Annotated in this window: 25 protein-coding genes and 1 tRNA gene; 6 read left to right on the forward strand and 20 right to left on the reverse strand. The window is 57.4% G+C overall.

Annotation, left to right across the window (positions count from 1 at the left end; genetic code table 11):
• The 7 genes from SE16_RS04145 to SE16_RS04175 form a co-directional block, all read right to left on the reverse strand.
• Positions 1-756, reverse strand: a complete 756-nt coding sequence (locus tag SE16_RS04145; RefSeq protein ID WP_054493918.1) for an ABC transporter ATP-binding protein — start codon at positions 754-756, stop codon at positions 1-3.
• Complete coding sequence (locus SE16_RS04150; protein ID WP_054493917.1) at positions 753-1,904, reverse strand: site-2 protease family protein; 1,152 nt, start codon at positions 1,902-1,904, stop codon at positions 753-755. The genes SE16_RS04145 and SE16_RS04150 overlap by 4 nt, the downstream gene beginning before the upstream one ends.
• 102 nt (positions 1,905-2,006) lie before the next feature.
• Positions 2,007-2,088: transfer RNA gene (locus SE16_RS04155), tRNA-Leu, on the reverse strand.
• Between the two features lie 43 nt (positions 2,089-2,131).
• Positions 2,132-2,728: an ANTAR domain-containing response regulator gene (locus SE16_RS04160; protein WP_054493916.1), complete on the reverse strand. Its 597-nt coding sequence runs from the start codon at positions 2,726-2,728 to the stop codon at positions 2,132-2,134.
• A 27-nt stretch (positions 2,729-2,755) separates the two neighbouring features.
• Entirely contained in the window at positions 2,756-4,213 is a 1,458-nt protein-coding gene (locus SE16_RS04165) for a sensor histidine kinase (protein ID WP_054493915.1), read from the reverse strand.
• 89 nt (positions 4,214-4,302) lie between these two features.
• Positions 4,303-4,932, reverse strand: a complete 630-nt coding sequence (locus tag SE16_RS04170; RefSeq protein ID WP_054493914.1) for a sulfotransferase family protein — start codon at positions 4,930-4,932, stop codon at positions 4,303-4,305.
• A gap of 16 nt (positions 4,933-4,948) precedes the next feature.
• A complete protein-coding gene (locus SE16_RS04175; RefSeq protein ID WP_054493913.1) occupies positions 4,949-5,278 on the reverse strand; it encodes a cupin domain-containing protein in 330 nt (109 codons plus the stop codon).
• A gap of 268 nt (positions 5,279-5,546) precedes the next feature.
• Here SE16_RS04175 and SE16_RS04180 point away from each other — a divergent pair, with 268 nt between their 5' ends.
• Together SE16_RS04180 and SE16_RS04185 are read left to right on the forward strand one after the other, a co-directional pair.
• Entirely contained in the window at positions 5,547-5,759 is a 213-nt protein-coding gene (locus tag SE16_RS04180) for a cold-shock protein (protein WP_054493912.1), read from the forward strand.
• A 208-nt stretch (positions 5,760-5,967) separates the two neighbouring features.
• Positions 5,968-6,183, forward strand: coding sequence for a cold-shock protein (locus SE16_RS04185; protein WP_054493911.1), 216 nt, complete (start codon positions 5,968-5,970; stop codon positions 6,181-6,183).
• Between the two features lie 77 nt (positions 6,184-6,260).
• Here SE16_RS04185 and SE16_RS04190 read toward each other — a convergent pair whose 3' ends face one another.
• The 13 genes from SE16_RS04190 to SE16_RS04245 all read right to left on the reverse strand — a co-directional run bounded on the left by SE16_RS04190 (position 6,261) and on the right by SE16_RS04245 (position 21,415).
• Complete coding sequence (locus SE16_RS04190) at positions 6,261-7,850, reverse strand: alpha-amylase family glycosyl hydrolase (protein ID WP_060687248.1); 1,590 nt, start codon at positions 7,848-7,850, stop codon at positions 6,261-6,263.
• A 117-nt stretch (positions 7,851-7,967) separates the two neighbouring features.
• Positions 7,968-9,767 (reverse strand): formate--tetrahydrofolate ligase, encoded by a 1,800-nt coding sequence (locus SE16_RS04195; protein ID WP_054493646.1) that lies wholly within the window; start codon positions 9,765-9,767, stop codon positions 7,968-7,970.
• A 92-nt stretch (positions 9,768-9,859) separates the two neighbouring features.
• The gene (locus SE16_RS04200) at positions 9,860-10,690 is read right to left on the reverse strand and encodes a homocysteine S-methyltransferase family protein (protein ID WP_054493645.1); all 831 of its coding nucleotides are present in this window, start codon (positions 10,688-10,690) and stop codon (positions 9,860-9,862) included.
• Complete coding sequence (locus SE16_RS04205) at positions 10,690-14,046, reverse strand: diguanylate cyclase (protein ID WP_060687250.1); 3,357 nt, start codon at positions 14,044-14,046, stop codon at positions 10,690-10,692. Before SE16_RS04205 ends, SE16_RS04200 begins: the two co-directional genes overlap by 1 nt.
• A gap of 177 nt (positions 14,047-14,223) precedes the next feature.
• Entirely contained in the window at positions 14,224-14,460 is a 237-nt protein-coding gene (locus SE16_RS04210) for a hypothetical protein (protein ID WP_054493642.1), read from the reverse strand.
• 12 nt (positions 14,461-14,472) lie between these two features.
• A complete protein-coding gene (locus SE16_RS04215) occupies positions 14,473-16,116 on the reverse strand; it encodes a cbb3-type cytochrome c oxidase subunit I (protein WP_054493641.1) in 1,644 nt (547 codons plus the stop codon).
• Positions 16,117-16,131: 15 nt separating this feature from the next.
• Entirely contained in the window at positions 16,132-16,623 is a 492-nt protein-coding gene (locus SE16_RS04220; RefSeq protein ID WP_054493640.1) for a cytochrome c oxidase subunit II, read from the reverse strand.
• A gap of 3 nt (positions 16,624-16,626) precedes the next feature.
• Positions 16,627-16,776 carry a cytochrome c oxidase subunit 2A gene (locus SE16_RS15695; RefSeq protein WP_152918169.1) on the reverse strand — a complete coding sequence of 50 codons (150 nt, stop codon included), beginning with the start codon at positions 16,774-16,776 and terminating at the stop codon, positions 16,627-16,629.
• Between the two features lie 63 nt (positions 16,777-16,839).
• Positions 16,840-17,544, reverse strand: coding sequence for an SCO family protein (locus SE16_RS04225; RefSeq protein WP_054493639.1), 705 nt, complete (start codon positions 17,542-17,544; stop codon positions 16,840-16,842).
• Positions 17,541-17,945: a response regulator gene (locus SE16_RS04230; RefSeq protein ID WP_054493638.1), complete on the reverse strand. Its 405-nt coding sequence runs from the start codon at positions 17,943-17,945 to the stop codon at positions 17,541-17,543. The genes SE16_RS04225 and SE16_RS04230 overlap by 4 nt, the downstream gene beginning before the upstream one ends.
• Positions 17,946-18,105: 160 nt before the next feature.
• Positions 18,106-18,744 (reverse strand): response regulator, encoded by a 639-nt coding sequence (locus SE16_RS04235; protein ID WP_054493637.1) that lies wholly within the window; start codon positions 18,742-18,744, stop codon positions 18,106-18,108.
• Positions 18,745-18,761: 17 nt separating this feature from the next.
• Positions 18,762-20,837 carry a GAF domain-containing protein gene (locus SE16_RS04240; protein WP_054493636.1) on the reverse strand — a complete coding sequence of 692 codons (2,076 nt, stop codon included), beginning with the start codon at positions 20,835-20,837 and terminating at the stop codon, positions 18,762-18,764.
• Between the two features lie 83 nt (positions 20,838-20,920).
• Entirely contained in the window at positions 20,921-21,415 is a 495-nt protein-coding gene (locus tag SE16_RS04245; RefSeq protein ID WP_054493635.1) for a metal-dependent hydrolase, read from the reverse strand.
• 169 nt (positions 21,416-21,584) lie between these two features.
• Between SE16_RS04245 and SE16_RS04250 the strand changes: the two genes are divergently transcribed.
• The 4 genes from SE16_RS04250 to SE16_RS04265 are packed head-to-tail and all read left to right on the forward strand — an operon-like array spanning position 21,585 to position 24,881.
• Entirely contained in the window at positions 21,585-22,316 is a 732-nt protein-coding gene (locus tag SE16_RS04250; RefSeq protein ID WP_054493634.1) for a TetR/AcrR family transcriptional regulator, read from the forward strand.
• 3 nt (positions 22,317-22,319) lie between these two features.
• Entirely contained in the window at positions 22,320-23,231 is a 912-nt protein-coding gene (locus SE16_RS04255; RefSeq protein ID WP_054493633.1) for an ABC transporter ATP-binding protein, read from the forward strand.
• Positions 23,224-24,042 carry an ABC transporter permease subunit gene (locus tag SE16_RS04260; RefSeq protein WP_054493632.1) on the forward strand — a complete coding sequence of 273 codons (819 nt, stop codon included), beginning with the start codon at positions 23,224-23,226 and terminating at the stop codon, positions 24,040-24,042. The genes SE16_RS04255 and SE16_RS04260 overlap by 8 nt, the downstream gene beginning before the upstream one ends.
• Positions 24,042-24,881: an ABC transporter permease subunit gene (locus SE16_RS04265; protein ID WP_054493631.1), complete on the forward strand. Its 840-nt coding sequence runs from the start codon at positions 24,042-24,044 to the stop codon at positions 24,879-24,881. The genes SE16_RS04260 and SE16_RS04265 overlap by 1 nt, the downstream gene beginning before the upstream one ends.
• The last annotated feature ends 90 nt before the right edge of the window (positions 24,882-24,971 follow it).

The following is a 24,971-nucleotide window of genomic DNA, read 5'->3' on the forward strand; positions in this document are numbered from 1 at the left end:
TCACCCACCTGCTGATTTCTCCTCACGCAAGACCTGCCGAATGCGCCGCACCATCTCCGCCGCTTCGGGCGTCGTTTCATCACGCGGATACGGCAAGGCTATTGGGATATCCGCCCGAATGCGTCCCGGTCGGTCGCTCAACACCACCACACGCTCCGCCAAGCGCACCGCTTCGGGCACATGGTGAGTCACCCACAGCACCGTCGGGCGAAACGCTTCCCACAACCGCAGGACATCATCCGCCAACTGTTCGCGCGTCAACTCGTCGAGGGCGGCAAACGGTTCATCCATGAGCCAGAGCCGCGCGCCGGTTGCCAACGTGCGCGCCAGGGCGACACGTTGTTGCTGACCGCCGCTGAGCGTTTGCGGCGCCGCCTCGGCATAGTCAGACAACCCCACCATTTCCAGCAACGCCTCAGGCGAAAGGGAATGCTGCTCCGCGGTCGGATTGACGCGCAATGGCAGCCGCACATTCTCCAAAACGGTCGCCCACGGGAACAAGGCGGGTTGCTGTGCCATCCAGGCAATCGCCTTGCGTCGGCGGGCTTCGCGCGGGGGGCGTCCATCCAGCAAGATTTTGCCCGTCGTCGGCGGAAACTGGTCGGCAATGAGCCGCAGGAGTGTGGATTTACCGCAGCCGCTCGGTCCGACCAACGCGACAAATTGCCCTGAAGGCACGTGCAACGTCACGGGACCCACAGCGGCATACGGTTCATCATTGAACGTTTTGCTCACGTCTATGACATCAACATTCATGAGGCATCCGGTCTTCCAAAACGAGTTTCAGCCTGCAATTGCAAGAAACGCAAAATATCGTTGCGGCGCACCACGCCGACAATCTCGCCGGTTTCATCCACAACCAGCACCTGGTGCACATCATGCTTTGCCATGAGTTCCAGCGCCTGCCAGAGCGAATCACTCGGCTTGACGGTCAACAGCGCATCGAAGGGCGTCATCACATCGGCAACGCGCATCTCCGCCCGTTGGGAAGCCGGCACGCCCTGCACATCGCTCAGCGTCACAATCCCAAGTGGTCCTTCTTGGGGGTCGCGCACCAAAAAAGCGCGCTGTCCCGTGTTCAAAATTGTATCTGCCAGCACATCCAGCGTCAGGTAAGGGACCACGACGGGCAAGGTGGTGCGCATCAACTGCGCCACAGGCACCGGCTCCAACAAGCGGCGCATCTCCACGGCTTGCATCGTACCCCGCGCGGCGCTCAAAATGAACCAGCCAATGAACGCCAGCCATATTCCATCGAACACATGCCCGCTGAACACCAGAATACCGCCGCCAATGATGAAGAGCCACGCCAGCCCTTCGCCCACTGTTGTGGCAATCTGCGTCGCGCGCCGATAGGAACCGGTCAACGCCCAGACAAGACTGCGGAAAATGCGTCCGCCATCCAGCGGAAAGCCGGGCAACAAGTTGAACACCGCCAGCAAAACATTGAGGACGCCAATGTAGCGCAAGACCGCATGGACGGTCTGCACAGGCCACAGCCACCAAAAAATCACCCATCCCACAAAGAGGGACACAACGCCAATCGCCATACTCGTGAGGGGCCCCACGACCGCCACCAAAAACTCATAAAGCGCCCGCGGCGGCTCTTCTTCAATTTCGGCAATGCCGCCAAAGATGAAAAGCGTAATTCCGCGCACCCGTTGCCCCAACGCCAGCGAGACAAGGCTATGCGCCAATTCATGAACAAGCACCGAGAGGAAAAAAAGCACGCTGGTGATAAGCGCCACACCCCAATAGGTAAACGACGACCAGCGCGGATAGAGGCTTGGGAAATAACTGGCGGCAAGCGAGTAGGTAACCAACGCAAAAATGATGAGCCATGACCCATCCAGGTAAATCGGTATGCCGAAAAGGCGGGCGATACGCAATCTGTTGCCAAGCATGATACCCCCTGTTGACGGCGTTTGACCGGCACCTGCTCGATTGATGAACAAAAACCCCCGAAGACGCCTTCGGGGGTTCTCAAACGCTTGAAGGTTGCCAAGTGGGGACGGGGAGACTCGAACTCCCACGCCTTGCGGCACATGATCCTAAGTCATGCGCGTCTGCCAATTCCGCCACGTCCCCAAGCGGGCGAGAGTATACTCAGCTCGCCCAACCCGACAAACCGTCAGGATTTCTTTTCCGCCTGCTCCGCTTCGTATGTCAAAATAATGGCTTCGGCAATCTCGCGCATGGGGCGGCGCGTGTTCATGCTCATCTTTTGAATACGGCGGAACGCCTCGGCTTCCTTCAAACCGTCGCGGTCCATCAAAATCCCCTTGGCGCGGTCCACCAGTTTGCGCGTTTCCAGCGCCTCTTTCAAATCTTGCACCTGTTCTTCCAATTCGCGGAATTCGCGGAAACGCTCCATCGCCACTTCGATGACGGGCGTCAAATCACTTTCGCGGAACGGTTTGATGAGATAGCCCACCACGCCGGCTTCTTTGGCCTGCTCAATCAAATCGCGCTGGCTGAACGCCGTCAACAGCACCACCGGGGCAATGCGTTCCTCCGTCAAAATGCGTGCCGCTTCAATGCCGTCCATGTCGGGCATTTTGATATCCATGATGACGATATCAGGCTTCAACTCACGCGCCAGGCGCACAGCATCACGCCCGTTGCTGGCCTCCCCCACCACGAGATAGCCCAGCGACGTGAGCATCTCTTTGAGGTCCATGCGAATAATCGACTCATCGTCTGCAATCACCACACGTTTGCGAGTCATAGGCTCATCCTCCCCACGCATTTTGATTTAGAATTCATCGTCATGTTGCGGCAATGCTTTCGGGAACCGCACAAACGCCGTTGCGCCTTCCCCATCAGCATTGTTTTCCAGCCGAAACGTCCCACGCAAATCCTGTTGTACCACAGTGCGAACGATTTGCAACCCCAGGCTACTGCTCTGCTCCAAGTCAAAGTCCGGCGGAAGCCCTACGCCATTGTCGCGCACTTGCAGCACAACATCATGCCCTTCATCTTCTAAAACCACAACCACCTCGCCCTGGTCACGCCCTTCAAAGCCATGTTCCAGTGCGTTGAGCAACAATTCGTTGATGACGAGCGCGCAAATCGTCGTCTGCTGCGGCGCCAAGAAAATGGAAGCCCCTTCAACGCGGAACGAGATAGGTTGCTCGCGGGCGATGACGCTTTCTTGCATTTGATGGGTAATCCGCGTCGCCACATCACGCAAATTGATAGAAATCCCCTCATGCTGAGACAAAAACTCATGCACCACGGCAACACTGAGGATACGATTGGTGCTTTCCTGCAAAATTTGGCGCGCCTGGGGGTCCTGCACGCGGCGCGATTGCATGCGCAACAACGAGGCTATCGTCTGCAAATTGTTCTTCACGCGGTGATGAATTTCCTGCACCATGGCGCGCTGAACCGCTTGCTGTTCGGCTTTGCGGCGCGCGCTGGTTGCATCGTGAATCGCCATGAGCACCACGCGGCGCTTCCAGGGTCCTACGGGCGTGGGTTGCCAATGGCGCACCGGCCACCGCATGCGCCAGCGCGGCCCCACAATCGGAATCACTTTACGAATCCAAATGCGGTCCCCTTCCTGGCGCTCATCTTCAAAAGGCAACCGCTGCTCAAAGGCGCGCATCACCAATTCAGGGTCGGCGGTTTGCAGTTCTTCAATATGGCGTCCAACCAGTTCTTCGGTGTACTGCAACCGACGATACAAATGCGTTCCCAAACCGCTCAGGTAGATAATGCGCCCGCTTTCATTGACAACCATCAAGCCGTCGGTCTCTCGAAAGGGCGACATATCTTGCAAACCACTCAACCGCCCCCGCACAAGCATATCGCGCAAATCGTAAAGCGTGCGCCGAAAGACCCAAGAGCGCGTCAAGTGGCGTTCAAATTCAATGAGGCTTTTTTCAATAGAGAGCACCCCCACAATGCGCCCCTGCTCAAAAATAGGGACGGCTTCCTGGACGATATGCGAGCGGAAGCCCTGTTGTTCACGCGGGCGAATAACAGGGCGCTCCTGCGCGAATGCTTCATCCAGCGCCTCCTGCTCACCAGGCGACACCTGCCGACCAACCAAAGAGACGGTATGCACAGGCGGCACCGAATGTGGGCGTGCATGTTCAATTGCCAAAAAAGAGCCGCCAGGCTGCACTTCATACAAAATCACATCAGCGCGATTCAAATCGGCAAAAAGTGGCAGACCTGCGGCAACTGCTTGCAAGATATCCGTCACCGTACTTCCTCGTCGGTGTCAGTCGGTTGTTCAATGCGTATCATACTCGACGGCGGGCAAGATTTCAAAACCTCAACCCACCGTTGGTCTCAAGCATTCTGCTTTCGATTGCGATACAACGTCGGGTCAACGACCTCCACCATGGCTTGGACATCCAAATGCCCACCCAAAAATGCGTTCACCTCTTCGGCAAAAGGCTGTGGATGAGCAACCATCTCGCCATACGGGACATACAAAACATCCATGTGGGGCTGTTGCGCCAACCACGTTTCAATCTGCGCCAGGTGGCGTGTGTAGAGTTCGCGCAACTTATCGTCATCCTGCTCGTTGGGGTCATGCCCGCGGCGGATGAGCATTTTGCGCTGTGAACGGAGCACCTCTTCCAGGTCGCGGCGCATGAAGATGATTTTGTAGTGGTACGTTTCAGGCAAATGTTGAAGCAGCACCGAAATAATCTTGACGGCTTTGCCCTGAGCCTGTGAAACCCATTCCACATCACCTTTGGGCAAGGCTTTGACGCGCTCAAACTCGTAATACCCCTTGGGGTTGTCCTCATCCGCCTGGCGGATATTGTCCACCAGCAAGGGCAAGCCGCCGGCTTCCAGCATTTTCATCATCATCGAAGTCCCCGAACGCGGTAAACCAGACACAACAGTTACAAACGCATCCGTGGGGGCCTCCGGTTCTTGCTTGAACAAGCGTTGCAAGGCTTTCAACATAAACGGCTCTCTCCTTTCATTCCCCATGCAACTCTGGACGTGCAGGGCTAAACGCATCTACAACTTTTGCACCTTCGGGGCCCGCTTTTGCGGCATGAGGAACATTGCCCGGCACCACAACCAGCTCGCCGGGGCGCAACGTGCGTGTTTCACCATCAAGCGTGAAAATGAGGCTGCCTTCAATAACAATCGTCGTCTGTTCAGCAGGATGACGATGTTCGGGGACGGCGGCATGCGGCTCAAACTCCACCACGGTCACCGTCATCTGGTCGCCCCAAAAACTGCGAAAAACCACACCCGGGGCTAAATCGCGCGTTGCCCGGTCGGCAAGACGATAAAATGGCATCTCATGCTCCTTTCGTCGTTGCTCGGCTTTCGCTCTGTTTGCCATTGTATCGCGCAATCCAATTCTGGCAATGACGTACATGCGCCGAGCAAGCAAGCCAGGTGTTTGAGCGCATTTGACAGAAACACAAAAGGGTGTATACTTGTTTTTGTTGGATGCAGTACAGGAGTTTCAGTACAGCACCGGCGCCAGCCGGTTGTTTTGTTTTCTGGCCCCACGTACTTCGTCCCACGTTTTATCAAGTTTCCATTTCAAAGGAGCAAGTCTTATGAGTAACCGTCAGCGTGGAACCGTCAAGTGGTTTAACCGTGAAAAAGGGTATGGTTTCATTACCCCCGACAACGGTGGCCGCGACATCTTTGTCCATTACAGCGCCATTGATGGCGACGGATTCCGCAATCTCGATGAAGGCGAAATCGTCGAGTTCGACATTGGGACGAGCGACAAGGGGCCTCGCGCGGTCAACGTTAGCCGTGCGTAATGCCGAACGCTCAGAAACGCCCTCGCTTTGCGGGGGCGTTTTTTTATTGCTTTTGACAGATTCACCCCTTCATGCTATAGTGGTGCCCGTTGGACGCAGTACCGCGGTGTTTCGACTTACATCGGCCAGCCTGCGCTGGCCTTTTTTGTTAGAGGCCCCGCACGCGTCCTCGTTTCACCAACTTTTCAGTACAAAAGGAGTACGTCTTATGAGCGAACGTCAACGTGGGACCGTCAAGTGGTTCAACCGTGAGAAGGGCTACGGCTTTATTTCCCCTGAGAACGGTGGCCGCGACATCTTCGTGCATTACAGCGCTATCGAAGGTGAAGGCTTCCGCAATCTCGATGAAGGCGAAACCGTCGAGTTTGGCATCGAAACGAGTGACAAGGGGCCGCGCGCGGTCAATGTGACTCGCGTCCACTAAGTAAGCCCACCACGAAGCAAAAAGCACCGACTGCGTGTCGGTGCTTTTTTGATTGTGCCACACCTTCTCCCCCGTTTTCAAACCATAGCCACTATGCCTTCGTTCGGGCGCAACCGCAATTCCCGGTTGGTCACCAGTTCGTTGCGGTCGAGATAGGTGGAGAGCACGATATTCGCCGAGGAAAAGGCTTCAGGCAGGAGTGCACCCTGGGGTTGGTCGGTGAAGTTGAGCACGATGAGATACCGCTCATTTGGCGCTTCGCGCAAGTAGGCCAGCAAGCCGTCGGGGGCGTCAAGTGTGCGAATGCTCCCCCTGTTGAGCGCCGGTGCGGCGCGGCGCAAGCCAATCAGCGCCCGCGTCAGGGTCAACATGGATGTTGGGTCGTGGCGTTGGGCGGCAACGTTGATGGTGCGATAGTTTTCGGCAAGCGGCAACCACGGTTCGACACCTGGGGGGCAAAATCCCGCATTGGGGCTGTCATCCCACTGCATGGGCGTGCGCGCAGGGTCGCGCCCAAAGCCAGGCGCGAGGCGCTCCCAGGGGTCTTGCACTCGTTCGGGTGGAATGGGCACATTCTCCATGCCGATTTCATCACCGTAGTACATGGTCGGAGTGCCGCGCACTGTGAGCAGGAACATGGCGGCGACACGCGCTTGCTCGCGCCCAATACGGCTGGCAATACGCGGCTGGTCATGATTGCCAAGCACCCAATTCGGCCAGGCGTGTGCAGGCAAGACACGTTCATACTCGTCAATCAGTTGTCGCACAACATCGGCCTTCCAGGGTGAAAAGAGCAAGCGAAAATTGAAAGGCAAATGCAGTTCATCCCCTTTCCCATAATGCGCCGCCATACGTTCAAACGGCAAATCCATTTCGCCAATGAGCACTTTATCTTTGCCAAATTCTTCAACTGTTTGGCGCAACCAGCGGTTGAATTGATGAATGTCGGGCGCAAAATCCATGGAATAGCGCTCAATGAGGCGGTCGGCGGGGTCCATGCCTTCACGCCAATTGGGGTTGGGCGGGTTATCGCGCAACAAGGGGTCTTTCATCACGCGAAAAGAAACATCCACGCGGAAACCGTCCACACCCCGGCGCAACCAGAAGCGCAAGACATCGAGCATGGCTGCGCGCACTTCTGGATTGCGCCAGTTGAGGTCGGGTTGTTCTTTGAGGAAGGAATGCAGGTAGTACTGCCCGGTGCGTTCGTCGTATTCCCAGGCTGAACCGCCCCCAAAGCGGCTCAACCAGTTGTTTGGCGGTCCGCCGTCAGGGGCGGGGTCGCGCCAGATGTACCAATCGCGCTTGGGGTTGTCGCGCGATGATCGTGATTCCTGAAACCATGGGTGCTGGTCGGATGTATGGTTGGGGACAAAATCAATGATGACACGCAAACCGCGACGGTGGCTTTCTTCGACAAGTCGGTCGAAATCGTCCAATGTGCCGAACATGGGATGCACGTCGGTATAATTGCTCACGTCATAGCCGAAGTCCGCCATGGGCGAGGGGTAGAAGGGCGAAATCCAGATAGCGTCCACTCCCAACCAGGCGAGATAATCCAGGCGCTGGATGATGCCGGGAAGGTCGCCAATGCCATCCCCGTTGCTATCCTGAAAACTGCGCGGGTAAATCTGGTAGATGATGCCTTTTTGCCACCAGTAGGCCATGCCGTTTCTCCTTGAAAAAAAGTGTGCGCTGCGAAGTGTAAGCGTCATGCCTTCGCTTGCAAATAGAAAAGCCCTGACCAATCACGGAGCGGTCAGGGCTTCTGAAAAGAGGCGAGACTAGAACAAGCCGACCACGTTGCCATCCTCGTCAATATCCACATTCATGAACGCGGGTGTTGCGGGCAAGCCGGGCATGGTCTTCATTTCGCCGGCAAGCGGGTAAATGAACCCCGCCCCTACGCTTGCGCGCACTTCGCGGATGGGGAAGATGAAGCCACGCGGCGCGCCTTTGAGCGTGGGGTCATGTGAAAGCGAGAGGTGCGTTTTGGCGATACAGATGGGCAGGTTGCCGAAGCCGCTTTGCTCGTAGGCTTTGATTTGCTGTTCGGCTTCGCTGCTGAATTCCACATCCGCCGCACCATAGACTTGTGTGGCAATGATGCGGATTTTCTCCTTGATCGGCAGGTCGAGGTCGTACAAAAAGCGGAAGTTGGACGGCTGCTCACACGCTTGGACGACGGCTTCCGCCAAGGCACGCGCGCCTTCGCCGCCGTCCGCCCAGTGGGTGGTTGGTACTGCCGCCAGCGCCCCGGCGTCGGTCGCGATTTTTTGCACCAACGCGACTTCGGCGTCGGTATCGGTGGGGAAGCGGTTGATAGCCACCACCACCGGCACGCCGTACAGTTTGGCGATTTCGATGTGGCGCACGAGGTTGGCGGCGCCTTTTTCCACCAATTCGAGGTTTTCTTCGACGTACTCGCGCGGCAATTCGTAGCCAGGCACCACTTTGGGACCGCCGCCGTGCATTTTCAAGGCACGAATGGTCGCCACAAGCACCACAGCGTTGGGCGTCAGGCCGGATGCGCGACACTTGATGTCGAAGAACTTTTCCATGCCGATATCGGAGCCAAAGCCGGCTTCGGTGACGACATAGTCGGCGAGTTTGAGGGCGACTTTGTCGGCAACGATGGAACTGTTGCCGTGGGCGATATTCGCAAAAGGTCCTGCGTGCACGAACGCAAGTTGCCCTTCAAGCGTTTGCAAGATGTTGGGGTGGATGGCGTCCTTCATCAACACGGTCATGGCGCCGGCGACGCCCAAATCTTCGGTGGTGACGGGTTTGCCCTCGAAGGAGTAGCCCACCACAATGCGCCCGATACGTGTGCGCATATCGCGCAAGGCTTCGCGGTAATTGTTGCCATTGACAAGTGCGAGAATCGCCATGACTTCGGACGCCACCGAAATGTCATACCCCGCCTCGCGCGGGTAGCCGTCCCATTTGTCCCCCAACCCCACCACAATGTTGCGCAAAGCGCGGTCGTTGACGTCCACCACCCGATTCCAGGTGATGGTGTAGGGGTTGATGTTCAGGCGCGGCAAGCCGTTGGGATGTTTTTCGCTACGCGTGCGCTTCGCCCAGCGGTCGCCGGGGTAGTTGCGTTCGTGCATCATGCGCGCATCCAGCGCCGCGGCACACAGGTTGTGGGCGGCGCTGACCGCGTGCAGGTCGCCCGTGAGGTGCAGGTTGAAATCTTCCATGGGCACAACCTGGGAATAGCCGCCACCGGCTGCGCCCCCCTTGATGCTGAAAGTGGGACCCATCGAGGGTTGGCGGATACAGACAGCGGCTTTGTGCCCCAACTGCCCCAAGCCTTGCACCAAGCCGATGGATGTGGTGGTTTTGCCTTCACCCAGCGGTGTGGGGGTAATCGCCGTCACAACGATGTATTTGCCATCGGGGCGGTTCTGCAAACGTTCAAGAACGTCGAGATGGACCTTGGCTTTATACTTGCCGTAGAGGATAAGGTCATCCTCTTCCAAGCCATAGGTCGCGGCGAGGTCGCGAATGGGGATGAGTTCAGCAGACTGCGCGATTTCAAGGTCGCTTGGAACGGGTTTGGTTTTGACGACGGGCATCGTTGCCTCCTTTTTCAGTATGGTTCGGTGAAAGAGCCTTTGCACACGCGGCTATGCTCGCAGGTTCAACGTCTTTTGTCAATTGATGTTTGTCATGTCTGTTGCTGCGCAATGCCCATATCCAGCGCCTGCGCCATAGCCGCCAGGTGCGCCGGTGTTGTGCCACAGCAGCCGCCAATCAAGCGGGCGCCCAGCCGCGCAACACGGCGAGCGTGCGCCGCCATCTCGTCTGGTGTGGCATAGGTGGGGGGCAAGCCGGCATTGCTTTTGGCGACGAGCAGCGCATCGGGCGTCGCGTCGGCCATTTCGGCAATCACGCGCTCCGTTTCGCGGGGACCTGCGCCGCAATTCGCGCCAAACGCGAACACCCCCAGCGAGTGCAAGGTCTGCGCGACTTCGCGGGGAGACGCCCCATCAACCGTACACCCGTTAGCATGAAAACTGAACGTGACGACGATAGGGCATGGGGCGAACATGCTCAAACGGTCAACAAGACGCACAAGCGGGGCGAGCGCCACCTGTGTTTCCAGCCACAGCCAATCTGCACCAGCCGCCACCAGCGCCTGCGCTTGTTCAAGAAGGGCTTGCAACGCTTCTTCCTGTTCGTCTATCGGTGGCCCCAGGGAAGCCGCCACACGCACAGGCTGGGACGCCTGCTCTGCGGCACGCCGCGCGAGCGCCACAGCACGCCGATTGAGCGCGTCCACTTGGCGCGCCAATCCATACGGCGCCAAGAAGGGGCGTTGCGCTGTCAGGGTATTGGTGAGGAGCACCTGCGCGCCGGCGGCGACATAGGCGCGATGCACGCGCAGCACCGCCAGCGGGTGCGTCCACGTCCAGAGCGCGGCAGGCGTGCCGGGCGGCAAACCGGCTTGTTGCAACATGGTGCCCATGGCGCCATCAAGCAAGGTTATCGTGCGCATCACTTTTGCTCCGGTGGGAAACGGTTGGTCAGCACATACAACGCTTCAAGGCGCAGAACGGCGGGTGATTTGCTCGTATCAATGTGAACAGTGGGGCACTTTTGGGAGAGGGCGCGCAAAGCCTGCCGGGAGCGTGCATGATGGGTGGCATCTACAACAGTCGGGGGTTGTGAAGCAATGAAAAGGTGCAACGTGATGGCGTCTTCGATATACCCTTCTTTTTCCAGCAATGCGGCGACACAACTCATCAGCGAATACAAACGCGGCATGTTGACGAATTTGCGTATGCTTCTGACGGCTTCTCCATAAGCACGGCGCGCTTCTTCCAACTGGTTGCGTGCTATCGCCAAATCTCCCAGGTTGAGCAACGGCAATTGACGCCCCCAGTGGTCGCCCAACTGTGCGAAAATGGTTTCACTGTTCCGATAGCACTGTTCAGCGAGATCATAATCGCCCACCATTTCCTTGACAATGCCGAGGTTGTTCAGGGCAAACGCCACACCGCGCACATCTTCATGGCGACAAAAGAGCGCCAAACTTCGCAAAAACGCCCATTGCGCTTGCTCATAGCGCTGCATGCTTTCAAACACCATGCCCAGCGTGTTGAAGACAACGCCTTGCAAGTGCCTATCCGGTTCGAGAGAGAGCAAGCGCTTGGCTTCTTCCAGATAGGCAAGTGCCTCATCATACGTCCCGCGGCGCATGCAAACATAGCCGAGGTGGTTGAGGCAAAACACCTGTTCGCGCACACTCTGCGTCTGACGAGCAAACTCAAGCGCGGTGTGTAAATGCTGTTCGCTGGTTTCATACAACCCCAAACGGCGGCAAAAAATAGCGTATCGTGCATGGACAACGCTGAGTGCCTGCCTGGCTATGGGCGTTTCAGCAGGAAGGAGCAACGCTTTCGCAAAAAAAGCGCGTCCCTTCGCAAAATGGTTCAAGTAGTCGAAGTAAAAGTACATGAGGTCGCCCAGCGCAATCAAGGCTTCATACTGCGCCGTTTCAATCGCAAATGCCCAAATCTGCTCAATATCAGTCAACCGATGCTGCACCCACGCCAACCCGGAGCGGTATGCACTGGTACGCATATCATGCAAACGCAACGGCGCTTTGTTTATGTAAAATTGCACCAGCGCCTGTTGAAAATGCAGCCATTTCTCAGGCGTCTGGTGAAACCGCCGACGCAGCAAAAGCCGCAAAAATGGTTTGAGTTCATAGACGCCGGGGGAAGGGCGTTGCAAAAAACTCTCGCGGTAAAACGCTTCAAGCAAAAAGGGGGAAACGCCCACAACATGCCGGGCAGCCCGATGGTCAAAAACGCCGTTGAAGAGCGCAAGCCCCTGCAAAGTGGTTTGCTCCTGCAGGGTAAGCCGGTTGAGCATGTGCATTTGGATTGAGGTGAGCGGAGACATTTCCTGCGGGTGGTCCAACAACTGTTCCACCCACGTTTCCAGAAAGTGAACGCCATGCTTCGCAAGCAATGTAGCGGCAGCCTCGAATGCCAGGGGAATGCCGTCCATCAAGCGCGCTATTTGCACAAGCAATGCGATATTTGAAGGCGTTATCTCAAACGTCGGCTCAACCTGCTGAATGAGACTGCGCAGCAGCCACAGGCAGGGTTCATGTCTCCACTGCTCAAATGACGTATGCACCGCTGGAAGCGGTAATCCTTGCATTTCGATATCAACCCGCCAGGCAATGTGCGGAAGGTCTGCTCCAATCACGACGATCACGCTGTTCAGTGGACGATGAAGCAACTGACGCCAAAACGCATGTTCTTCAAGCGATGCGGGGGGTGTATCAAGAATGAGCAAGAGGCGAGTGTGGCGCAAAAGCGTTTGAATATCATCAAAAAAGGCTATGGATGGTGCGCCCAATGCCGCGCAGAGCGACGCAAACAGGGTCTCCGGCGTTTCGGTTGGTTCACACAAGAAAAAGAGCACCTGGTCAAACATGTGCGCATTTTCACGCGCCGCCTGTGCCACAAGAGTTGTTTTGCCACTGCCAACCGCCCCGCTGACGGCAATCACGGTTGGTTGTTGAAAAAGGCTTTGCAAGTGTGCAAGTTCTGCTTCACGCCCCACAAAGAGCGGCGGCGAGGGGGGAAGGGCAGGTGTGCGTTGAGATGCGGCAGAGGGTCCACGCTCGCCAACACGATGAGCGAGATGTACGAGATTCGCCGGGAGCGTGTGGATCAATCGCCAACGGGACTGCTCAAAGACGAACAGGTGCTTGTCCAGGCAAAGGTGCAACCAATGTTCCAGGAGAACAGGGCACCCAGCGCTTTTTTCCAGCAAAAAGGTGGTCACATCGGCATCAACAGGTTGCTGGAAGAGCCCTTCTAGCCAGTGCTGGACTTCTCTCGCCGTGAGGTGTTCAAGTTGCAGCTGTGCGCCTGGGCGGCGGTGTGCATCGCCCGTTGTATGCCACATCACCCCCAGCGGGACCGCCATAAATGGATCGAGATCGGCGAGTAAGGCGGCTGTGCCTGTATCAAGCGCATCAGCATGGAGAACGAAGAGGACAACCGCATCGGCGTTGTGCTGCTTAGCCCTGGCATGCAAGAAAGCAGCCAAATCGGCGGGGGTAGGCGGTGGCGGGTGCGGCGCTGTCAGCGGTGCGAGCGCCCCAAAAAGGCGCATCCTTCGACTGGGTGCACCTTCAATCATCAACAAAAGCGTTTTTTCCGCAGCGGCAATCGGCGTCAGTGCCCGAAAGAGAAAGCGCGCTTCGGCTTCGCTCGTTTGCACGCCCAAGGTTGCACGTGCATTGACGCCAAGCGCATGACAAAAGGCGCGGAAGTTTTCTTGGGTGGCGGAAGGGAGCGGCGGCGGTGGCGTATGCGAGGGCAACAGGTGGGTTTGATGATCAACATTGCTGATTTGCGCACGCCCGTTTGTTTTTGCCATGTGCAAACGCTGATTGGCAACGGTCAAAAGGTCTTCCGCAGTTGTCGCTTCATCGGGAACAGTGGCAATACCGATACTCAAACTGATACGCAAAGGGGGTGTCCCTGGAATAGGGGTTGTCTGAAAGTAAGCAAGTAAACGCTGTGCCAATTGAAACGCATCTTGCCGGGTGCTTTGCGGCAACACCAGCACCAATTCATCACCGCCATAGCGAAACAAAAAATCGTCCTCACGAATGTGGCGGCGAATTGTCGCCCCCACGATGCGCAAGACATCATCGCCGCGCTTGTGCCCAAACGCATCGTTGATGCTCTTGAAGTAATCTATATCAATGAACAAGAGGCTACACGGTGCATATGCCAGCGCATTGGACACAAGATGCTCCAATACAGGGAGCAACCCATCACGCTGATACGCTCCGGTAAGCCCATCTTGGGCTAAATTCATAAAGGTAATTCCTCAAAAGAAAACGGCTCGCGTAAAAAAGTATAGCCAGAAACCTGCAAAGAGATAAACGAGAGAGCGCCTATCCTTAGCAAAAAGATGAAATCTGCAAAGAAAAGAACAAACAGGCGACAGTGTTGTCGCCTGTTTGTTTTGGTCGCTTCTGCCAAGTGGTTGGGTTTATTCTTCTTCGGTTGGTTGCCAATGGCCGGCCAGTTGGATAAGCCAATAGAGCAGATAGGCATCCACAAGGGCAACCAAGACAGCGCCAATCAACGGCATCAATGCGGCGCGCCCATTCAGCGCTTCACTGAACACATAGACGACGAACGCGCCCGAAAGCCCTATTTGGAACACCGTCAGAAAGGCCAACATGGCGAACGAACCGGTCGAAAGTTGAATGCGGCGGTCTTCCATCAGAAACCTCCTTTACCAGACGCGCTGCCCGGTGGCGACGAAGGCGGCGTCGCCCAGGTAGTTGACCAGATAGGGCACGTAGGCAATCAAAACCAACACAATCGCCACCACCGTCCAGACATCGAGTCGCTTGGTGAAGAGCGGGCTCCCCTTTTCAGGCCCGATAATCGCCTCGGCGGTAGGCATTTCTACTTTGGCGCGTTCGCGCGAGAAGAACAGCGTCCCCACCATCACGGCGAAGAACGCCATGCCACCCAGGAACATGAGCGCCCCGCCAACAGCGGTCATTTTATTGGGAATATCCCACGTTTCCATGAACTGCAAGTAGGTGGCCGTTGCCATCCAGGTACGGCGCGGCATGCCTTCCAACCCACCAGCCATCTGGCCGCGGCTGAAAATCAGCACGCCAAGGAACCAGAGCCAAGCATTGGCCAACGCCAAGCCGCGCCCCCACAGCTTCTTGCCGGTCAGGGCGGGCAACAGCCAGTACATAATCCCCATGGCGGTCAACGTCACCGCCGTACCAATCGTAAGGTGGAAGTGCCCCGGTACGAAGGCGGTATTATGCACAACCATGTTGATGTTGTACGAGGCGTTGATCAGCCCGGAGACGCCACCGAGGAAGAAGCCCAACCCCGCCAGCAGCTGTGTCGTGACCACGGGGTCGCCCCAGGGCAGCTTCCAAATCCAGCCGAAGAGGCCTTTGCCGCCGGCTTTACGCCCGCCAATTTCCAGCGAAGCCACCACACTGTAGGCGGTAATCATGCTGGGGAAGAAGACCGAGAACGTCAGCAGCGCGTGCATCGCCTTCCACCCAGCCGGAACGCCGGGGTCGGTGTATTGGTGGTGGAACCCGACCGGCGTCGAAAGTAGCAAGAAGAGGATGAAAACCAGGCGCACCAGCGGGTCGCTCAAAATTTTGCCCCCCACCTGCTTGGGCAACATGGTGTACCACGAGAGGTACGCCGGCAACAGCCAGAAGTACACAATCGGGTGGCCGGTCAACCAGAAGAAGGTACGCGCCAACTGCGGGTCGGTCTTTTCAACAATGCCAAGCGACCACGGCAGGATAAGCACCAACACTTCAATAGCCACACCCAGCGAAGCGATGAACCACATGATGTAGGTCACGAGGCTGATGAACGCCTGCAACGGCAGCGGTTCGCCGGGGTGGTCTTGCTTCCAGGCGCGGGTGGTCAGCAAAATGTTCAAGAAGGTCACCCACGAGCTCACAACCACCAACACCAGCCCCAGGTAGAAGAGCGGATGCCCTTGCAAGGGCGGGTAGAAAGTGAACAAGACCGTGGACGAGTTGTCCAGAATCTTCCAGGCGGCGAGCAAAACCCCCACCAACATGAGGAAGAAGGCGATCGCAGAGCCGCCCTTGATTGCCATGGGGCGTTTCAGCGAGCGCATTGTCACGTAGGGCAGAAACGCACCGTTGAACGCCGTGGTGAAGACCAAGACGTTCAGCACACCGTGAATCGTCAACCCCTGATAGTAGCTCTTCAAGCCCACATACTTGTACAGGTCAATCCCCATGCGGTCGAGCCCCTGGAAGAGCCCCATGAGGATGCCCAAAAAGAGCGCCGCAAAGCCCAGCCCGAGTTGCCATTTGATGTACGTATCATCGCGGGCAAATTCTCGTTGGTGCATACTCCTCCTCCTCCTTTACTTCGCCGCCTGCGGCGCAGGTTCGACGATAATTTTGGCATACATGGTCTGGTGCCCAATGCCACAGTATTCGTGGCAAATGATGTAGTGCTCACCGGGTTTGTCGAACTTCACTTTGACAAGCGAGATTTGCCCCGGAATGAGCATCACATTGGCGTTTTTACCTGTGATTTCAAAACCGTGAATCACGTCGCGCGAGGTGATACGGAACGTGACTTCACTCCCCGCCGGCACACGAATTTCACCCGGAATGAACGCCCACGTCTGCGCGATCATGACGACTTCATAGCGCTTGCCCGGCACCAGTTCGCGCACGCCTGGATTGTCAAAGGGCGCCGTCTGGTTGATCGCCGCCGGGTCAATCGTGCCGGCAGGCGCGGGAACCTGCAACCCACCAATGAACGCCGACACCAGAACAGCAATGAAGAAAATCACCAGCATGAGAATAGACAAGTTGATGAACAACCGTTCACTGCGTTCAATAGGCATGGCTTACCCTCCTCGTTGCAAGAGCAAGATGTAGGCATAACTCCACAGGGCGACAATCAGCGCCATGTAGCCCAACAACAAAGCGAGCGTTCCACGAGTATCAGGATGTTCTTCATGAGCACTGTTTTGTTGTTCCAAATCCTTTTCGCTCATAGCCTCCTCCTTCAATTCGTTGCTTGCAGCCGGCGCACGGGGAAACCTGCGCTGGCGAATACGCTAATACGTGGGATAACACAAAAACAGGTGAGCGGTTTCATACACCAACTTGGCCGCCCCCTTGCTGTTACGAATCTCATCCTGAATGAGCTGGATATCACGGCGAATAATGTCGGCTTGGGCGGTTTCATACTGGTAGATGCCGCGAATCAAACCAATGCTATCCACCAAGACGTAGGTCGGCTCAAAAACAATCTCGTCATTGTCGCGCACTTCGTAGTAGATGCGAAACCCATCGCCAAGGGCATATTTCAGCTGCACCGGGTCGCCCGTAGCGATGTGCCACGTTTCGCCATCCGCCCCCACCCGCTCCGCATACGCACGCAACCGCTCAGGCGTATCGCGTGGGTCAATCGAGATGGAAAGCAGGCGCATGGGCACCACAGGCTCCTCAATCGTGGGCAAAGCCTCTTGAATCGAGCGCATCAGGGTGTCAGTCTGTGGGCATGGCGGCTGGCAATCCGCGTATGTAATCGTGATGAGCGTCAAGCCGCCGCGCAGGTCTTCGCTGGTCAGGGTCTCGCCATTCTGGTCGGTCAACACAAAGGCCGGCGAGGGGGCAATGCGCGGCACCACGGTGATGGGCTGAAAGAGGGCAAACGCCACCGCCGCCACTAACAACACCGCCCCACCAAGCAACAACCAGCGCACGAGTGGCCGCTGGTGCCATTCCACTTGTGAGGGGGTAATTGTTGTCGCCGTCATGCTGACTCCTCATGAGCGTTGGTGTCGTTTGCCAGCATGCGCAAAATGTGTTCGAGGCTATCGACAGGTTCGCCCTTGCTGACAAACGCATCCGCACCTGTCTGCAAAGCCGCTTGCGCTGCACCGGGATGGCTACTCCACACGATGATATACGCATCATATCGTTCTTTCAGAAATTTCAAAAACGCATCTGAGACTGTACCATCGTATTGTATCATCCCGGGCAATTCCCAATCGAGCAGGATAGCATCGAATGTGAGTTCTGCGTCTGCAAACAGGGCTTGCAGTTCATCAAAGGTTTCAGCTTCTGCCACAATGCGCGCAAGCCCCGTTTGCTCAAAGAGCAGTTGAACCGCTGCACGCACTCTCGGGTTGTCATCAGCCAGGATGATTTGCAGCACGGGACACACCTTATGACGCCTTGTTGATTCGACAACGGACAATGTAGGCTGCGAGGCGTCAAATGTCACCATGCAAGCGTGCAGTTTATCACCTGGACAGGTGGACAGGTGGCACAATGAAGATTTGAATAAGTTTTCAACAGAGCCGTTGCAGCGCGGTTTATGAAACCAATCCGTTTTGCAAGGCGATGGCAACCGCTTCGGTCCGTGTGGAAGCACCCAGCTTGGAGAGGATGTTGCTAACGTGAAACTTCACTGTTGAGCGGCTCACCACCAGCCGCTGGGCGATTTCGTTGTTATTCAACCCCTCGACCATCAGCGCCAAGACCTCGCGCTCGCGTTCGGTCAAGTCGTCGCCCAGCCGGCGCGTCCCCTGCAACGTTTGGCGGATGAGCGACTGGGTCGCTTCGGGGGCGAGCGTTGCACGCCCCGCCACCGCGTTGCGAATGGCATCCGCGAGTTCGTCAGCAGTGGCATCTTTCAACAGGTAGCCAATGGCGCCGGCGGAAAGGGCTTTCTGCACCAATTCATCGTCGCGAAAGCTGGTGAGCACGACCACCTGCACGTCTGGATAGTGCTTGCGAATCACAGCGGTGGCTTGAGCGCCGTCCAGTTCGGGCATGATCATATCCATCAGCACCACATCGGGGTGCAGGCGTTCGACGAGTTCAATCGCCTCGCGCCCGTTACGCGCTTCGCCAACCAGTTCCAAATCGTCAAAAACACTGAGCAACGCGCTCAGCCCGCTTCGCACCACAGTATGGTCATCGGCGATCAACACACGAATTGGCTCAGACATCGTCCACTTCTTCCCCTTCATGCATCGGTTGGCGTTGAGGGCGACCAATGCACACGCACGGTTGTCCCTTCCCCCGGCTGGCTTTCCACGTGGAACAACGCTCCGATTGCCGCGGCGCGTTCCCGCATAATCCCCAACCCTAAACTGGTCGGCGGCACATGCTCGGGATTGAACCCGCGGCCATTGTCGGCGACTTGCAAGATGATGGTATCGCCTTGCGTGGTGAGCGCAAGTGTGGCGTGGGTGGCGTGGGCATGCTTGATGACATTATTCAACGCCTCTTGCGCAATACGATACAACGCCACCTTGACATCGGTGGGCATCTCCACGGGGACCAGGTGCGTTTCAATGTGCAACCGCCCACGGCTGGCGGCGGCATCGGCAAGGTGCTGGAAGATACGCTCCACAGGCGCTTCAATCAGGGCTTGCGGGCGCAGTTCCAACAACAACGTGCGCATTTCCGCCAGCGCGCCGCGCGTCAATTGGCGCAATTCTTCCAGCCGCCGCCATGCTTCGTCGGGGTTGCGCTCGGCAATGCGTGGAATCACATCGGCGAGGATACTCGCCGAGAAGAGCGTCTGCGTGACTGAATCGTGCAAGTCGCGCGCAATACGGTTGCGCTCGGCTTCCACCGCAGCGCGTTCAACCCGTTCGCGCAAGTGGGCGTTTTCGATAATGAGGGTTGTTTGGTCGGCAAAGGTGCGCAGTAACGCCAGCATTTCGTCGTCAAGCGTCAGATGGGTTGTGAAATACAACGCCAGCGTGCCAAACAGTTCACCCTCGACCATGAGCGGCAATGCGACAGCCGTTTGAAAAGAATCCACCACCTCGCGCAACGCACGCCGGGCTTCGGGCGAAAGGGAAGCGGTATGGCTCAAAAACGCTTCAAAGGCTTGCTGCATATCATGCAAGACTACCACCTCGCCGCTCTGGCTGGCACGTCCGGAGACGCCCGCGCCGGCAGGCACCTGTAAACAGGCAACTTCGTCTGGCAAATTGTGCACCGCGAGGACATTCAAACAGCGCTGGTCGGCGTCGTAGCCAAAAATGACGGCGGCTTGGCTGTGGAGCAAGCGGCTCGCCTGTTCAACAACACGCGCCAGCAACGCATGCAGGGCAATCCCACGGTTGAGCGCCTCCACCAGGTCGCGCAAACTTTCGGCGATGCGGCGGCGACGCTCAATTTGTGCAGTGCGCTCGGCAACACGTTTTTCCAGCGTGGCGGCATACGCGCGCAGTTGTTCGCGCAGTTGGGCTTGCTGAATGGCAATGGCGAGCATAGCGGCAATTTCGCGCAAGGTCTCAATCTCGGCTTCGCCAAAATCGGTGCCGGGCGCGCCAAGGATATTCAGTGTGCCCACCAGGGTATCGTTGACCAGCAGCGGCAACCCCAGATAGGGGCGCATCTCCTGTTGGGGCAAAGGCGGGGCAATCGGCGTGTGCGCCTCCACAGGGTGTGCCAGCGAAATGCGCTCGCCGGCGCGGAAAGGCAAAGGCGTACCGCTGCCTTCATACGTGGCCAGTGTCTCGGCTTCCTGTCGGGTTTCATCAAACAGGAAGACGAAAAAATCGGCGTGGGGAAGCAACGACGCCGCTCCTTTGAGCGCCAGCGTCGCCACTTCGGTTGGTGAATGCGCCGCCAAGACGGCATGCTCAATCTCATAGAGTGTGCGTAGTCGCTGGGCGTAGCGCTCACGCGCCTCTTCGGCGGCTTTGCGCGCGCGAATATCGCTGATGAACGCTAGCACAACACGCTCGCCATTCAACTCGGTATGGCTGAGTGCAATTTCGACGGGGAACCGTGTGCCATCCTTCCGAAGCGCTTCCAGGTCAAGGTTGATTCCCATGGGGCGCGTGCGCGGCGCTGTCATGTAGGTGGCGCGATGCCGCACATGTTGCTCGCGCGCTTCGGGCGGCAAAAGGTCTTCCACCGTCAGGTGCGCCCATTCATGCGGCGCATAGCCAAAGAGGCGGCAAGCGGCTTGATTGGCATGGGCAATCGTCCCATCGGCGCGCACTACCAGAATGCCAATGGGCGAGACATCAAAAATACGCTGGTTGACGAGATGCCAAATTGGGTCGGCGGTTGTCATCATTTTCCCTCCCCGCTGAGGGCGATTGTATCAGAGGTTGAGAAAAGCAAAAGCAGGCTGAACGCCGGCGAACATACCCACGCCTACGCCAACGCACGCTTCGCCCAACGCACGCACCACCATCCAAGTCCCACACCCCACATCAGCACGCAAAAGAGGTAAACGGTCGCAAATGAAACCACCCCCAGAAGCGGATTCCCCTCGCCCAAAGGCCACAACAAGCGCATCTCGCTGTACAGAAACGCATCCAACACAACATGCGAATACGCCCCCAGCAACGCGCCCAGCCAAACCGCGCGTTGATTCTCGCCCCGCCAGTCGCCCCAATTGGGCACCTGCGCGCGCTTCCCTCCACGGCGAATGAGCGTCCAAGCCAGCACCGTCGCGCCGAACGCGAGTGTTGCGCCGCCCAAAGTGTGCATGGTGCGGTGCAAAGGCGGGTTGTGCGTCAAGATGAAGTAGGCCGGTTCCACGTCAATGATGATATTGGCGAGGCAAAACGCCGGCCAGTTGACGGCGCGCGGCGCGGCGGCGTTCAACGCCAACCCCGGCCCAAAATGCAGCGGTGTGAACGGCATGGCTTCCTCCTGTTGTCCATGCACTCAATGCCGGCATCAAACGAACCAACAGCGGCTATTTTCCACGACACGCCTTGACATGGCAACCCAACAAGTGTACCCTGCGTACAGAAAACCGACCGGCGGTCGGTCGAGAAATTACCAATTCAATGCTGTGCAGGATGAAATGATGAGCGAATCAACCACAACCAAACGCGCCGCAACACGTATCGACGCCATTTTGGATACCGCTGAAGCCCTTTTCATGGAAAAAGGGTATGACGCTACCTCCATGCGCGACATCGCCAAGGCGGTCGGTATTGCCAAAGGCACGCTCTATCATCACTTCGCTTCCAAACTCGACTTGCTGGACGCGGTCGTCCAGCGGCGCAGTCGCGCTGTGCTCGCCACATTCGAGCCACTCATCAACGATTCCACCATTGACGCCCCTTCCAAGTTGCGCTTGCTCTTTTTGCAAGGCAACCAGTGGAAAATTGAGCATCGCGATTTCATTCTCTCTATCGCCAAAGTCATGTATCGCCCCGAAAACGCCATCTGGCGTGAACAAATCTACCGCACCGCGCTGGAAATGGAAGCACCGCTCCTGTCGGCTATCATCCGCCAAGGCATTGACGAAGGGCACTTCGACGTAGAAGACCCCGAAGCCACCGCCCCCATCGTGCTCACCATGGCACGCGAGTTCAGCGACGCCTTCGCCCGTGCCCTGCTCGCCAACGACCACACACCTGAAACGGTGCGCTGGTTGCACCGTAAAGCCCGCGCCTACGAGCGGAGCATGGAGCGCGTGTTGGGCATGTCCGTCGGCACGCTCCACCTTAACCTGGAGACGATTGTATCAGCATGGTTTCCCGACCACCTGTCGGAAAACGAGGAAACGCACCAATCAACACAAAGGAGTTGAGCCATGAGCGCCATCATCCAAATGCAAGACCTGACGAAGTACTACGGGAAACATCGCGGTGTAGAAGGGCTGACACTCACCATCGAAGAAGGCGAAGTGTTTGGGTATCTCGGTCCCAACGGGGCGGGGAAAACGACCACCATCCGCCTCTTGCTCGATTTTATTCGCCCAACGCGGGGCTGGGCAAAGGTGTTCGGGCTGGATACACGCGAGCACAGCATTGAAATTCGCCGCCAGGTGGGTTATCTGCCGGGCGAACTCGCCCTCTACGAAAACCTGCGCGCCGACCAGCTGTTGCGCTTCTTCGCCAACCTGCGCGGCGGTGTGGATTGGGCGTATGTGGAAGAATTGGCGGAACGCTTCCAATTCGACATGAGCCGCAAAATTGGGCAATTCTCGCGCGGGAACAAGCAGAAACTGGGTATTATCCAGGCTTTCATGCACAAACCCAAACTGCTGATTCTCGACGAGCCCACCAGCGGGCTAGACCCCCTCATGCAACAGGAATTTTACCGCCTGATTGACGAAGTGCGCGCCGAAGGGCGCACCATCTTTTTCTCATCGCACATCCTGCCCGAAGTCGAACGGGTCTGCACGCGCGTGGGCATCATCCGCGATGGGCAGCTGGTGGACGTGCAGGATATCGCCACGCTCAAACAGCGCGCCCTGCGGCGCATCGAGTTCCGCTTTGCCGAGCCTGTGCCGCATGGCGCGTTCGACAATCTGCCCAACGTCACGAATGTGGAATACAACTCGCATACGGTGCGCTTCACCGTTCAGGGGCAAGTAGACCCCATCATCAAAGCCGTCGCATCCTACACGGTGGAAGACGTGGTGAGCCACGAGGTCAGCCTGGAAGAAGTCTTCATGGCCTACTACCGCACCACGCCGGAGAAGGAGGTGCAACATGCTTAGCGCCCGCACGCTTCCCACCACCGTCTTCAACAAGGCGCTTTACGACCGCCGCCGCAGTCTGCCGGCATGGGGGCTTGCCATCTTCCTGCTGATTCTCTACATCGGCGGCTTCTATCCCATCCTCGCCGAAAATGAGGGTTTGCTGCAAATGTTTGAAAACGTGCCCGCCTCGCTCCGTGTCCTGGTGGGCGATATCGCCAGCCTCTCCAGCGCCGCGGGCTTCTTCGACATTGAACTTTTCAACTTCTTCCTGCCCTTCCTCTTCGCCATCGTCACCATCGGGCAAGGGCTTGCCGTTGTGGTGGGGGAAGAACGCAGCGGCACGCTGGACATCTTGCTGGCAAACCCCATCAGCCGCACGCGCCACGTGTTGGAAGGCGCCGCCGCCATCGCCGCCGAAGCCTTCTTCCTGGCGCTGGTCGTCGTCGTGGGTGTTGCCACCGCCAACGCCTTGTTCGACCTTGCCATTGACATGCGCCGCACGCTCGAAGCCGCGCTGGCGCTGGCCCTGCTGGCAACCGTGTTGGGCTATGTGGCGCTCGCCGCGGGTGCATGGTTGGGCGACTATCACCGCGCGCTTGGCGCAACCATTCTGTTCACGCTGGGCAGTTATTTCATCTATGCTTACGCCGACGTGAGCACAACGCTGGAACGCTTGCAGTGGCTTTCTGTTTTCTACTACTACCAGCACAACCATCCCATCCTCAACGGGCTGAATTGGGGCGACGCCGCCGTCCTGGTTGGGGTGGCGATTGGGCTGGTGGCATTGAGTGTTGTCGGTATCAACCGGCGAGATTTGGGGGTGGCATGATGACAACCACAGTTCAACCAAAACAACGCACGACATTTGTGCCGTGGATTTTCTACCAAACGCTCGTACAGCGTCGCCGCACGTTGCTCTACTGGATGCTTGCTCTGGGTGGGTTGACATTCTACACGGCTTCGTTCTATCCCACGCTGGTCGCCGGCAATCAGGAAGCGCTCAACAACCTTGTCAACGAACTTCCGCCCTACATGGAAGCCCTTTTTGGGAAAATGGCGGGCTTTACTTCGCCCGAAGGGTATCTGGACGCCAAACTCTATCTGCTCTTCATGCCCTTCGTGCTCATGGTCTACACTATCCGTTTTGGCACGTCTATCATCGCCGGCGAAGAGCAAGCCAAAACGATTGACCTCTTGCTGGCGAACCCCGTCAGCCGCACGCGCGTGGTGCTCGAAAAATACGCCGCCATGCTCGTCGCCACGGCGCTGCTCGTCGGCGTGGTGGGGCTGGCGGTATGGCTAGCGGCGGTGCTTTACAACTTCGAGGTGAATACAAGCGGCCTGGTCGCCGTCAGCCTGCACCTGTACGGGCTGATTATCACGCTGGGGACGCTTGCCATGTTCATCGCCAACGCGACCGCCAACACGCTGGTGGCTGCGGGGGTGACGGCGTTCATCGCGGTCGTCTCCTACTTCATCAACTCGTTCGCCGCTCTGAGCGAAACCGCTGAACGCCTGCAACCGCTCTCGCTCTTCTACTACTACCGCGGGCACGAACCGCTCTTCTCAGGCGTCCACGCCGCCGATTTGGGCGTTTTTGCACTGCTCAGCGCCATCTTCCTGGTGTTGGGGGTTGCCGCCGTCAACCGCCGTGATTTAGGCGCATAAGCAACCATCAGGCCTGGTCGGTCGCACTGGTCGGCCAGGCCTACCCATTTTTGCCACCTTGCGATACAATCATCACAGCCCATCTCGAAC

It is taken from the genome of Ardenticatena maritima, from assembly GCF_001306175.1.
In the GTDB taxonomy this organism is placed as follows: Bacteria; Chloroflexota; Anaerolineae; order Ardenticatenales; family Ardenticatenaceae; genus Ardenticatena; species Ardenticatena maritima.

Bases quoted from the DNA above. Each gene is read 5' to 3' on its own strand.
- SE16_RS04145 (WP_054493918.1), bottom strand. From the start codon at position 756: ATGAATGTTGATGTCATAGACGTGAGCAAAACGTTCAATGATGAACCG.
- SE16_RS04150 (WP_054493917.1), bottom strand. From the start codon at position 1,904: ATGCTTGGCAACAGATTGCGTATCGCCCGCCTTTTCGGCATACCGATT.
- SE16_RS04160 (WP_054493916.1), bottom strand. From the start codon at position 2,728: ATGACTCGCAAACGTGTGGTGATTGCAGACGATGAGTCGATTATTCGC.
- SE16_RS04170 (WP_054493914.1), bottom strand. From the start codon at position 4,932: ATGTTGAAAGCCTTGCAACGCTTGTTCAAGCAAGAACCGGAGGCCCCC.
- SE16_RS04175 (WP_054493913.1), bottom strand. From the start codon at position 5,278: ATGCCATTTTATCGTCTTGCCGACCGGGCAACGCGCGATTTAGCCCCG.
- SE16_RS04180 (WP_054493912.1), top strand. From the start codon at position 5,547: ATGAGTAACCGTCAGCGTGGAACCGTCAAGTGGTTTAACCGTGAAAAA.
- SE16_RS04185 (WP_054493911.1), top strand. From the start codon at position 5,968: ATGAGCGAACGTCAACGTGGGACCGTCAAGTGGTTCAACCGTGAGAAG.
- SE16_RS04190 (WP_060687248.1), bottom strand. From the start codon at position 7,850: ATGGCCTACTGGTGGCAAAAAGGCATCATCTACCAGATTTACCCGCGC.
- SE16_RS04195 (WP_054493646.1), bottom strand. From the start codon at position 9,767: ATGCCCGTCGTCAAAACCAAACCCGTTCCAAGCGACCTTGAAATCGCG.
- SE16_RS04200 (WP_054493645.1), bottom strand. From the start codon at position 10,690: ATGCGCACGATAACCTTGCTTGATGGCGCCATGGGCACCATGTTGCAA.
- SE16_RS04205 (WP_060687250.1), bottom strand. From the start codon at position 14,046: ATGAATTTAGCCCAAGATGGGCTTACCGGAGCGTATCAGCGTGATGGG.
- SE16_RS04210 (WP_054493642.1), bottom strand. From the start codon at position 14,460: ATGGAAGACCGCCGCATTCAACTTTCGACCGGTTCGTTCGCCATGTTG.
- SE16_RS04215 (WP_054493641.1), bottom strand. From the start codon at position 16,116: ATGCACCAACGAGAATTTGCCCGCGATGATACGTACATCAAATGGCAA.
- SE16_RS04220 (WP_054493640.1), bottom strand. From the start codon at position 16,623: ATGCCTATTGAACGCAGTGAACGGTTGTTCATCAACTTGTCTATTCTC.
- SE16_RS15695 (WP_152918169.1), bottom strand. From the start codon at position 16,776: ATGAGCGAAAAGGATTTGGAACAACAAAACAGTGCTCATGAAGAACAT.
- SE16_RS04225 (WP_054493639.1), bottom strand. From the start codon at position 17,544: ATGACGGCGACAACAATTACCCCCTCACAAGTGGAATGGCACCAGCGG.
- SE16_RS04235 (WP_054493637.1), bottom strand. From the start codon at position 18,744: ATGTCTGAGCCAATTCGTGTGTTGATCGCCGATGACCATACTGTGGTG.
- SE16_RS04240 (WP_054493636.1), bottom strand. From the start codon at position 20,837: ATGACAACCGCCGACCCAATTTGGCATCTCGTCAACCAGCGTATTTTT.
- SE16_RS04245 (WP_054493635.1), bottom strand. From the start codon at position 21,415: ATGCCGTTCACACCGCTGCATTTTGGGCCGGGGTTGGCGTTGAACGCC.
- SE16_RS04250 (WP_054493634.1), top strand. From the start codon at position 21,585: ATGAGCGAATCAACCACAACCAAACGCGCCGCAACACGTATCGACGCC.
- SE16_RS04255 (WP_054493633.1), top strand. From the start codon at position 22,320: ATGAGCGCCATCATCCAAATGCAAGACCTGACGAAGTACTACGGGAAA.
- SE16_RS04260 (WP_054493632.1), top strand. From the start codon at position 23,224: ATGCTTAGCGCCCGCACGCTTCCCACCACCGTCTTCAACAAGGCGCTT.
- SE16_RS04265 (WP_054493631.1), top strand. From the start codon at position 24,042: ATGACAACCACAGTTCAACCAAAACAACGCACGACATTTGTGCCGTGG.